The organism is Ruminococcus sp. CAG:57, assembly GCF_000435935.1.
Taxonomy (GTDB): domain Bacteria; phylum Bacillota; class Clostridia; order Oscillospirales; family Ruminococcaceae; genus Hominimerdicola; species Hominimerdicola aceti.
Map to the genome: position 1 here is coordinate 7,443 of NZ_FR890702.1, position 9,652 is coordinate 17,094.

9 protein-coding genes are annotated in these 9,652 nt (G+C 45.5%); all 9 read right to left on the reverse strand.

Annotated features, from left to right (window positions below):
* Positions 1 to 54: 54 nt before the first annotated feature.
* Positions 55 to 903 carry a hypothetical protein gene (locus tag QVO88_RS03040; protein WP_022287057.1) on the reverse strand — a complete coding sequence of 283 codons (849 nt, stop codon included), beginning with the start codon at positions 901 to 903 and terminating at the stop codon, positions 55 to 57.
* 11 nt (positions 904 to 914) lie between these two features.
* Positions 915 to 1,535 carry a regulatory protein RecX gene (locus QVO88_RS03045; RefSeq protein WP_022287058.1) on the reverse strand — a complete coding sequence of 207 codons (621 nt, stop codon included), beginning with the start codon at positions 1,533 to 1,535 and terminating at the stop codon, positions 915 to 917.
* 3 nt (positions 1,536 to 1,538) lie between these two features.
* Positions 1,539 to 2,789, reverse strand: coding sequence for a recombinase RecA (recA, locus tag QVO88_RS03050; protein ID WP_022287059.1), 1,251 nt, complete (start codon positions 2,787 to 2,789; stop codon positions 1,539 to 1,541).
* Positions 2,790 to 2,903: 114 nt separating this feature from the next.
* Positions 2,904 to 3,725: a peptide chain release factor N(5)-glutamine methyltransferase gene (gene prmC / locus QVO88_RS03055; RefSeq protein WP_022287060.1), complete on the reverse strand. Its 822-nt coding sequence runs from the start codon at positions 3,723 to 3,725 to the stop codon at positions 2,904 to 2,906.
* On the reverse strand, positions 3,719 to 4,681 hold the full coding sequence (locus tag QVO88_RS03060) for a DUF1385 domain-containing protein (protein WP_022287061.1): 963 nt from the start codon (positions 4,679 to 4,681) through the stop codon (positions 3,719 to 3,721). The genes prmC and QVO88_RS03060 overlap by 7 nt, the downstream gene beginning before the upstream one ends.
* Before the next feature lie 29 nt (positions 4,682 to 4,710).
* Positions 4,711 to 6,216: a cell wall metabolism sensor histidine kinase WalK gene (locus QVO88_RS03065; RefSeq protein WP_022287062.1), complete on the reverse strand. Its 1,506-nt coding sequence runs from the start codon at positions 6,214 to 6,216 to the stop codon at positions 4,711 to 4,713.
* A gap of 34 nt (positions 6,217 to 6,250) precedes the next feature.
* Positions 6,251 to 6,955 (reverse strand): response regulator transcription factor, encoded by a 705-nt coding sequence (locus QVO88_RS03070; RefSeq protein WP_022287063.1) that lies wholly within the window; start codon positions 6,953 to 6,955, stop codon positions 6,251 to 6,253.
* A 21-nt stretch (positions 6,956 to 6,976) separates the two neighbouring features.
* Positions 6,977 to 8,311 (reverse strand): hypothetical protein, encoded by a 1,335-nt coding sequence (locus tag QVO88_RS03075; protein ID WP_022287064.1) that lies wholly within the window; start codon positions 8,309 to 8,311, stop codon positions 6,977 to 6,979.
* Between the two features lie 125 nt (positions 8,312 to 8,436).
* The coding region (locus QVO88_RS03080) for a citrate synthase (protein ID WP_288177742.1) at positions 8,437 to 9,652 on the reverse strand (1,216 nt) is incomplete at its 5' end.

Sequence of the window (9,652 nt, forward strand, 5' to 3'; positions counted from 1 at the left end):
TGGTTACCTATATTATACACCACGCAATTTATTTTGTCAAGCACTTTTGCGCCGTCAGTTTTTCTTCTCGGGGTAAGTAACAGTTATCTCTGACCCTGCTTCCTGCGACCAAACAACATAATCAAGCTTTCCTTCATCAATAAAAACAGTGAAATATGTATCCTTAAGCTCATCAGGAAGCTGTTCCTTTATCTTTTCTACGAACTTATCCGTCTCTGTGGAAATGTAGTTCATGTACTCAAACTTGTAGCTCTTGTCTTTTGAAAGCTCCGTGACTGCCTTTTTTGCCGCCTCATATACCGCCTGAGCGTTAGCCTCAGCCTTTTCCGAGTTTTCGTCAGTGATTATGCCGTCTGCGTAAGCCTGCGCCTTAGAGCCTGCAAAGCAAACTTTCCAATCATTGTCCTTGTCAAGCACCATAAGAATATACTGCGATGACGTGACCTCTCCCTCAGAACTGTCATAAGCTATGGTCACATAAAGCTCCGCCGCCTTTGAATACTCCTCCGAGATGTTCACCTTGTCGATAAAGCCGCACTTATCCTTGTCAAAGCTATATCTTACTCCGCTTATCTGTTCGTCCTCACCGTATTCATTGTCGCCGCCCATGTTCTTTTTCATATATTCATAGTCAGCGGCATAATCGTCTGTCATAAGCTTTACCATTGATTGGTCAAACTCAGCGTTTGCGGCTTTAAGATACATTGCCGCAACGTCCTTTGCTTCTTCAAGCGGGTCAGCGGCTTCTTCGCTTTCCGTATCAGTTCCCTGCGTTGTCACAGCGTTCTCACTGCCCTGAACATTTTCCGCAGGCTGAGAGCTGTCTGTGCCGTCAAAGCTCAGCGAACAGCCTGTCATGACCGCCGCACTCAGTATAGCCGCCGCAAAAATGATCTTTTTCATTCTTTGCTCCTTTATTCGTCGCCGTACTCCTGTTTTATGTCAGCAAGCACCTCTTTTATTATGTCGTATGAATACCCCAAACGCACAAGGGCGTTTTTTACCTTTATGTCACCCTTTTCTCCGTCAAGATATCTGAGATACTTTCGCTCCACAAGCTCATACAGCCGCTCGTATGTACCCTCGCTGTATTCCTCCAGAGCTTCCTCTATTATAGGCTTAGTAAGCCCTTTCTGTCTCATCTGCTGATAAGCACGGTAATATCCGTATTTACGCACTTCCATATAAGTCCTCGCAAGCCCCTGAGCATACCGCCTGTCATTGACCGTCCCAAGCTCCAGCATCTTATCCATTACAGCGTCGCATATCTCCTCGCTGTAATTCTTCTCCAGCTTCTTGTAAAGCTCCACATAGGAATAGTCCCTGTAATCAAGGAGATACAAAGCCCTTTCCTTAGCCTTTCTGAACTCGTTGTCAAAAACTATCTTCTCCCAAGCAGACTGAGGCATATCAAGCCCTGCTCTCAGACCATAGGCAGACACTACCTCGTAGTTGAGAAAAGCCGTTTCGCCCTCCTCAAACTCTATCATATATGTGCTGCCCTTGTATTTTGAAACGCCCGTTATTTTAAGCATTTATCAGTCACCAAGCTCGCTTATGTCAACAGGAGCGAACTCCTCGAAGTCCTCCTCAGGCTTTGCCACAACAGACTTGTCGCTTGCCGCCTTGCGTATCTTCTTCTCAGGCTTGTCAGCAGCCATATCCTCATTTGCACTCTGAGCCGCCGCACCTGCGTTAGCCTTTTCTTCAAGCTTCTTGGCCTTTTTATCTTTCTGCGCCGCAAGCACAAGCTCCGCCTGATGTTCCTTTATCTTGGCTTCTATCTCGCCCATGATGTCAGGATTGTTCAGCAGGAACTCCTTAGCGTTGTCACGTCCCTGACCAAGCTTCATATCGTTGTAGCTGAACCAAGCTCCGCCCTTCTTAACGATATCAAGATCGACCGCCATGTCAAGCACCTCGCCCACACGGGAGATACCCTTGCCGTACATGATATCAAACTCGCACTCCTTGAACGGCGGTGCTACCTTGTTCTTTACAACCTTGCACTTTGTTCTGTTACCAATGACCTCAGAGCCGTTCTTTATCTGCTCTCCACGTCTGACCTCTATTCTTACAGAAGCGTAGAACTTCAAAGCACGTCCACCTGGAGTAGTTTCAGGGTTTCCGTACATAACACCTATCTTCTCACGGACCTGATTGATAAATATAGCCGTTGTATTTGACTTTGCAATAACAGATGTGAGCTTTCTCATAGCCTGAGACATAAGTCTTGCAAGCTGACCAACGTGAGTGTCGCCCATTTCGCCGTCTATCTCAGATTTTGTTACCATAGCCGCAACAGAGTCGATAACGATACAGTCGATAGCACCGGAACGAGCCAGAGCCTCGGCTATCTCCAAAGCCTGCTCACCGCTGTCAGGCTGAGAAACAAGCATATTGTCGATATCAACGCCCAGCTGACCTGCATAAACAGGGTCAAGAGCATGCTCAACGTCGATAAAAGCTACCTCGCCGCCCATTTTCTGCGTTTCTGCGATAACATGAAGTGCGACCGTTGTCTTACCTGATGACTCAGGGCCGTATATCTCAATAATTCTTCCTCTCGGCACTCCTCCAATACCAAGCGCCATATCAAGGGTCATTGAGCCTGTCGGTATAGCCTCGATATCCATAGCCTTAGCCTCGCCAAGCTTCATGATCGCACCCTTGCCGAACTGCTTTTCAATATATGCTATCGCTGTGTCAAGAGCCTTTTTCTTTTCCTCTGCGTCAGTTATTTTTACTACCGTCTTAACAGCTTCTTTTTTCTTCTTGTCTATCGCCATTTTATATGACCTCCCTATCTTATCGGTGTTTTATCCGTATCTATATCATATCACACTAACTGTCCGTTTGTCTGTACAGTAACCGTAATTTATCTATCTGTACAAATTTTCGTACTATTTCTCATAAATGCCCGAAACACAGCGGTAAACACCGCACAAGTCTTTCCTGCATCTCACGTTCTTAAAGCCGTGCTGAATCATGAGCCTCATGACCTCGTCCTCCTGACCGATACCGATCTCAAAGAGCATAACGCCGCCGCTTTTAAGTTTTTTCTTCCACTTGCGAACTATCTCACGATAAAAGTCCAAGCCGTCCTCACCGCCGAAAAGAGCTTCCGCAGGCTCAAAAGTGACCTCACGCTGTAAAGCGTCCATGTCATCTGTTGTGAGATAAGGGGGATTGCACACTATAAGGTCAGCCTCAGGCATATCCTCCACAAGCTTTTCGTCTGTAACGTCGCCCATGACTATCTCAGCCCCAGAGCCGTTCAGACTTATATTATCGCGAAGATACTCTGCCGCCTTTTCAGACTTCTCCACACACACTGCCCGACCGCAGTCAAGCTTCCTTTCAAGGGTGATACCAATGCACCCCGAGCCTGAACAAAGGTCTATAACAGTGATATCCTTCTTGCCTGCAAACATCTTCAAAGCCGTGTCAACAATAGTTTCCGTGTCCTGACGTGGTATCAGTACGCCCTCGCCCACCTTGAAAGGCAGACCGTAAAACTCCCACTGCCCAAGGAGATACTGCAAAGGATAGCCCTCACAGCGACGTGTGACAATGTCGCTTATACGCTTTTCCTGCTCAGGAGTGATATTCTCCCCCTCAGCCACATCTTCAAACACCCATGTGACCTCGCAAGCAGCGTTCTCACCAAGACCGCTCTCCTCAAGCAGTCCCACGCATTTATCAAACAGTTCTTTCCTTACCATTTGTCATCTTCCTTATTTTCAGGTATACAAGCTTTCAGTGCCGCTATAGCACATTCTATCTGACTTTCATCAGGCTCGCTTGTAGTTATCCTCTGTATCCACAGACCCGGTGCAGAGATTATCTTAGTGAAAATATTGTCATATTTTCCCGCAAGCCTTATAAGCTCATAAGCAATACCAGTAACGATAGGCAGAAGCGCTATCTTTATAACAACTCTCAGAAAAATGTTTGCCCACGATACTCTGAATATTGTGTTTACAAAAATGCTTATGAACAGCACAAGGAAAATAAAGCTCGTTCCGCATCGAGGGTGAAAACGTGTGTATTTCTTCACATTCTCAACCGTCAGCTCTTCTTCATGCTCATAGCAAGCGATAGTCTTGTGTTCAGCACCGTGATATTCATACGTCCGCCTTATATCCTTAGTAAGAGCAGTCAAAGCCGTGTAGCCTATGAATATAGCTATCTTCAAAATACCCTCAATAAGATTCTTTCCAAAAGCCGACAGGTCAATGAACTTGCTTATGAATTTAGACACCAGCGACGGCAGATACATAAACAGCAATATCGCCAGACCCACACCCAGCACCATAGATATCGCCGTGATGATAGGGCCGAGCTTGTCCCCCAGCTTATCGTCCAGCCACTGTTCAAACTTGGTCTGCTCCTCCTCATCTTCCTCCGTCATCTGCTTCTCAGCCGACCTTGTAAGGCACTTGTAGCCGTCTATAAGAGAAGTAAGGAAGCTGAAAATACCCCTCACAAAAGGCGTTTTTCTGTACCAAGGCGTATCTTTTCCGCCTTTTATCGCCCACTCCTCCAGGTCTATGGTGCCGTCAGGCAGGCGGCAAGCCATAGCCGCCTTGTGGATGCCACGCATCATAACGCCCTCGATAACAGCCTGTCCACCGATCTTTGACTTGAATTTTTCCTTGCTTTGTGCTTTACTGCTCATTTTCTTTCCTTTCAAGGCGGTGTGTGCGTCTACTGCACGTTGTCGTTGTTTTCGATAGGCTCAGAAGAAATAAGCTCCACGTCTACAGTTGCCTGATTGTCAGGCTTTTTCTTCTGCTCGATACAAGGGAGCGTTATCATCACTGTTGTACCTACTCCCTGCTCACTGTTTATCTCCAGCGTACCGCCATGCCGCTGAATGATCTCGTCTGCCACCGCAAGACCTATTCCCGAACCACGTCTTGTGTGGTTTGCCTTAAAGAATTTCGTCTTGACCTTTGGCAGGTCATCCTTTGATATTCCCATACCCGTGTCGGAAATGGAAATACATACCTCATTGTCCTCCTCATAAGCCTCCACCGATACAGTGTCGCCCTTGTTGGAGTATTTGATAGCATTGTCCACAATATTTATGAATACCTGACGAAGCCTGTTCTTGTCGCCGTAAACAAACGGCAGCATTTTCGGCTCGTAGTAATTGAGTGTTATACCAAGCGCCTTGGCCCTTTCCTGATAGATAAGCACAGTTTCCCCAAGCTCCGCAAGAATATCTATAGTATCCATAATAAGCGTGAGTCTGTTGTCCTGTATCCTCGAAAAGTCAAGAAGCTCCTCGACCATTTGCGAAAGCCTCTCCGTTTCACTTGTGATGACCCTCATACCCTTCTTGAAGGTTTCCTTGTCCTCATACATACTGGTAACAGTTTCCGTCCAGCCCCTTATAGCGGTAAGCGGAGTTCTCAGCTCATGAGATACAGAGGATATGAACTCGTTCTTCATCTGTTCTGTATTAGAAAGCTCCTGCGCCATGTAGTTGATAGAGTCGCAAAGCTCGCCAAGCTCGTCATTTCGTTTCTTTTCAAGACGTTCGCTGAAATCTCCAGTAGCATACCGCCTTGTTATGCTGTTTATGCTTCTTATAGGCAAAACAATAGATTTGATAAAAAACATTCCCGAGAAAAACATGAGCATTATGACAGCCACAACGATAGCCGTGATTATCATAGACATAATAAAGATCTGATGGTCGATATTTTTCATGGAAGACAACATTCTCAGTGCTTCATATTCGCTTCCCTTCGGAGATATGACCGACGTTATCGCCATGACCTTTTCCCCTGTTGACAGCTCATATATCTGTGTGCCTATTCCCGTGTCGGACTTCTTTGCGTCCTCATAATCGGTCATGTTGTCATTCTCCGAGGGAGAGAAGCCTGATGATGTAACATCGACCTCACCGTCGGTCTTGATAGCCATAAGCTCTATCTTGTCTTTCTCGTCATAGCTTTCCACAAGGGAGCGTATCTGAGAATTATAGTTAGTCTGCTCGTCACCTGAAGCGTTCACTACCGCCGTGGTGACTATCTTCATTTTAGATGTAAGATACTGCCTTGTGGAGCTGTAGTAATAATTTCTCACCACCACGATAAGCAGTATTTCAAGCACCACAAGTATTCCCACGACCACCCCGAGGTTGTTCCTCAGCCAGTGCTGTGTGATACTTAGTCTGCCGCTTTTTCTTTTTTTTCCGCTCAACTGATAAAAACTCCGTTCATCATGTTTTCACAGCTCAGTTAGAGCCGCCTGCCCACTTGTAGCCAAAGCCCCATATAGTAAGGATATACTTAGGATTAGAAGGCTCGTCCTCTATCTTCATTCTTATTCTTCTGATATTCACGTCCACTATCTTATCGTCGCCGTAATAGCTCTCTCCCCATATGTGATTGAGTATACTTGAACGGTCAAGTGCAGTATTCTGATTTTTGAAGAAATACTCCATTATCTGATACTCCACCTGTGTAAGGTCTATCTGCTCACCGTTCTTGAAAACAGTTCTGCTCTTAAGATTAAGGGTAAATGGACCTGAAACTATCTGTGAAGCCTCCTCAGGCTTAGAGCCTGAACGATTTACACGCCTGCAAACAGCGTCAACTCTTGCAATAAGCTCAGAAATAGAGAACGGCTTTGTGATATAATCGTCAGCACCGCTCATAAGGCATGATATCTTATCCATTTCCTGTGATTTTGCCGAAAGCATGATAATGCCGATAGTGTTGCTTTTCTCTCTTATCTTCTTGCACACCTGCATTCCGTCGATGCCGGGCATCATAATATCAAGCAGAGCAACGTCAAAACCGCCGTCCTTTTCGTCATAGGCTTTGAGAGCGTCCTCACCGCAGTTTACGTCAACTACCTCGTAACCGCTTCTTACAAGGTTTATGACCACAAATTCTCTAATTGAATCTTCGTCCTCGCAAACCAAAACTCTTTTCATTACATTTACTCCTCTCCAAGATCAGTTTATTATGTAAAAATTATTCTGAATTTCGTCAATAGTCGGTATGAGCTTTTCACGCCTGTCAAGAGGAAGCTTCACAAAATAATCAAGCTGACCCTTGCTGTCGATAAGCTCATATCCGTCAGAGATATAATCCTCCGAATCATTCTTTGAAGACACAGCGATACGCATTATCTCCTCGTTGCTCTCGTTTATATCTCCCGTGTATTTATAGAAAACAAGCTCGTTTGTGTCACTGTCCTTTTTCACCGTAACAGAACTGTTCCAGCGTTTTGGGAACGTTACAAAATATCCGTCAGATATGGCATAATAGCCTGTGTATTTTGTTTTCAGATCATAAAAATCCTCGTAAACGCTCCATGTAGTCATATAGAGCATTTCGTCTGCCACAGCGTTTTCATAACCCACCATAGGCGAAGTTGACGGTATCTCCACATCACCGTCGCCGTCCATGTCCTCACTGTAGTAGCCCGCAGGTCTTGTGCATAAAGGCAGCAGCTTTTCGCTTCTAAGCTGCATAGGATTTTGAAGTCCCGAATATCTGTAGTATATTATCTCCGTCTGCAATTTTCCGTCAGCAGTCAGTCCGTCAATAAAAATAGCACGCCTGCCGCTGTCAAGCATTCCCGTCTTTGATGACACATAAGAAGTCACATTATCGCACATATCAACGTTCTCGCCGCGGGTTATCTCATTGTTTTTCATGTTGAGCATAGAAGCCTTTGCCGTCACCGCACCTGTATCATTATTGGTGCTTCTTTGAATGGTGATAAGCTCTATATAACCATCATTGTTTATATCCAAAGGCTCCAGCACCGAATAAGTATCAAGCGCCACACGCTTGAAATCTCCGTCGGTATAGCTGTATATCTCCATAGTCTTTTCATCATTAGTAAGATTTTGATATCCCACAAAAACGTCCGTCTGGTTATTGCTTCCCATAGGCGAGATAATGACCTGATCTATGTCCGTGCCTGCGCCTGCAAGCTCTTTCACAGAATACCACTTGCCGTCCTCGTCCTTGTCGAGAATGTTCACCCTCAAGCCGTCCTCCTCAGATCCGTTTGAAGTGTACTCATAGAAGACCATAGCCTCGTCCGTAGGCTCATCGTCGATATTTGCGATAACATAAGCCGAGCGATATTCACCGTTTTTAGGATATTTCAGAGTTATATTACTGCCCACGCTCTCGATAAGCGCCTGATGTATCTCGCTTTGCTCAGAGGTAAGCTTCGGGGCGTTTATAAGTCCCTCAACAGAAAAATTCAGTGCCGAACAGCCTGTCATAGTAAGACAAGAAAGACAAACAGCAGCCAATTTAAGATTTTTCAAGCGATCCCTCCTGATACACCAAACAAAAAATAGAACCGGGCATATACCCGATTCTATTATATCATATACACAAAAATATTTCAAGCCTTTTTCCGCCCATTAGGAACAGGTAAAAATTATTTTGCTTATCTTTCGTCCAATGGGATATACTTCTTCTCACCTGAGATAGCCTTGTATGCAGGACGGATTATCCTCTTTCCTGTTACAAGCTCTTCAAATCTGTGTGCGCACCAGCCTGCCATTCTTGAAACAGCGAACATAGGTGTGTAAAGATCCTCAGGAATACCCAGCATGCTGTAAACAAAGCCCGAGTACATATCAACGTTAGCGCACATCGCCTTGTCACTGCCCTTGATCTTCTTGAACAGCTCAGGAGTAAGTCTTTCCACCGCTTCAAGAAGCTTGTATTCTCTCTCAAACTCAGTGTTCTCAGCCATTTTCTTGGCATTCTCTCTGAGTATGACAGCTCTAGGGTCAGACAATGTGTAAACAGCGTGACCCATGCCATAAACAAGACCTGTGTGGTCAAAAGCTTCCTTGTTGAGTATCTTTGTGAGGAAATCAGCGATCTCGCCCTCGTCCTCCCAGTTCTGAACGTTGTCCTTTATGCACTGGTGCATTGCCGCCACCTTAAGGTTAGCGCCACCATGACGCGGACCTTTCAGTGAACCGATAGCCGCAGAGTATGCAGAATAAGGATCCGTTCCGGAAGATGTAAGCACACGGCAGGCAAAAGTCGAGTTATTTCCTCCGCCATGCTCAGCGTGGAGCATAAGTAACAGATCAAGTATCTTAGCCTCTTCCTCAGTGAACTGTCTGTCCGGACGCAGTGCCGACAGTATCATCTCCGCAGTAGAATGTGTAGGTATCAGAGGGTGCATGAACAAGCTTTCGCCGTCATAGCAACGCTTCTTTACCTGATAAGCCGAAACCATGATGTTAGGCAATTTAGAGATTATAGAGATAGCCGTAGCCATTTCATACTCAGGCGAGCGATTCTCAGGGTTATCGTCATAAGAGTAAAGAGCCAGAATTGCTCTCGCCATTTTATTCATGATGTTCTTTGACGGAGCTTTAAGTATCATGTCCTCAAAGAAGTTGTTAGGGAGCGATCTGTTTTCAGCCATCATTCCCTTGAACGCAGTAAGCTCCTCCCTGTTAGGCAGATCGCCCATAAGCAGAAGATAAACTATCTCCTCATAACCAAAACGGTCCTCCTTCTGAGCGTTGGACACCAGATCATTTATGTTGTATCCTCGGTATATCAACTGACCTTGAATAGGAGATTTTTCACCCTCGTTCACCACATATCCGTGTACGTTACAGATATTAGTTAGACCT

Coding starts and splice junctions, on each gene's coding strand:
- QVO88_RS03040 (WP_022287057.1), bottom strand. CDS start 903: ATGAAAAAGATCATTTTTGCGGCGGCTATACTGAGTGCGGCGGTCATG.
- QVO88_RS03045 (WP_022287058.1), bottom strand. CDS start 1,535: ATGCTTAAAATAACGGGCGTTTCAAAATACAAGGGCAGCACATATATG.
- recA (WP_022287059.1), bottom strand. CDS start 2,789: ATGGCGATAGACAAGAAGAAAAAAGAAGCTGTTAAGACGGTAGTAAAA.
- prmC (WP_022287060.1), bottom strand. CDS start 3,725: ATGGTAAGGAAAGAACTGTTTGATAAATGCGTGGGACTGCTTGAGGAG.
- QVO88_RS03060 (WP_022287061.1), bottom strand. CDS start 4,681: ATGAGCAGTAAAGCACAAAGCAAGGAAAAATTCAAGTCAAAGATCGGT.
- QVO88_RS03070 (WP_022287063.1), bottom strand. CDS start 6,955: ATGAAAAGAGTTTTGGTTTGCGAGGACGAAGATTCAATTAGAGAATTT.